1 protein-coding gene is annotated in these 881 nt (G+C 56.6%); it reads left to right on the top strand.

The genetic code is table 11. The features are described 5' to 3' along the window. The first annotated feature begins 391 nt into the window (after positions 1-391). Positions 392-865, top strand: a complete 474-nt coding sequence (locus GTZ97_RS16410) for a hypothetical protein (RefSeq protein WP_161652079.1) — start codon at positions 392-394, stop codon at positions 863-865. Positions 866-881: the final 16 nt, after the last annotated feature.

Genomic DNA, 881 nt, shown 5'->3' with positions numbered 1-881 from the left:
TGTGGGGCCTGTTCACAGCTTTGCGGGCGGTGATTTTCGGGAAGCAGAGATATTCAATGGAAAAGTGATGCGCAGAGGCTGGTACATCCACCCCAAGACGGGCCAGCGCATCGAAACCGACTTTTGAGCCCGGCCCGCGCATGAACACACACAGACGAATCTGCCTTCAAATCGGCGGACTGCTGGGCCTGTCTGGTCTGACGGGATGCAAATCATCCATGTCCGCGCAGCGGAACACCCCTGCGGATATCTCTGCTTACAGTGCAGAAGACCGAGCCCTTATCCACAAGTTCCGCGGCGTTCGTGGTTTTGAGTTGTACATGAGCGGGTTTGGGCGAAACAGGGAGGAAAACATCCATGCCATCGGCGTGGACGACCAGGGGGGGGGGTGGTGGAAAGCAGCTTTCGGGAGGAGGTTGATACCAAACAGGGCGGCTTTTGGCGCCCGACGGGGCCCTACAAGTACGTGGATTTCAAGCTCTACAAAGGCAACACCGTCAAGTATCATTGGTCCAACGGCATCAAGACTGGAGTGACGGGGCACCTGTATGGTGAGTGGCGAGTGCCGGTGGCCGAGCGCATTCCAGACGATTTGCTCGATGATCTTCGCAAGAATCCAGGGGGTGGTTTGCGCATCAAGTTCCGGTTTCATTCGGATGGGGTGCTGCTGGGCTGGGACATTGAGCGAAGGCCGGGGTTTGATCCCAAGAAACGAGATAGATGGGGGGAGATTGCCTATGTTGGGCCTGTTCAAAGCTTTGCGGGCGGTGATTTTCGGGAAGCAGAGATATTCAATGGGAAAGTGATGCGCAAAGGCTGGTACATCCACCCCAAGACGGGTCAGCGCATCGAAACCGACTTTTGAGCGGCACCCTGTCGTG

This window comes from Aquabacterium fontiphilum (genome assembly GCF_009909205.1).
Lineage (GTDB): Bacteria > Pseudomonadota > Gammaproteobacteria > Burkholderiales > Burkholderiaceae_C > Aquabacterium > Aquabacterium fontiphilum.
The sequence above is the reverse complement of the archived record's forward strand: the minus strand, read 5'-3'. Positions and strand labels throughout refer to the sequence as shown.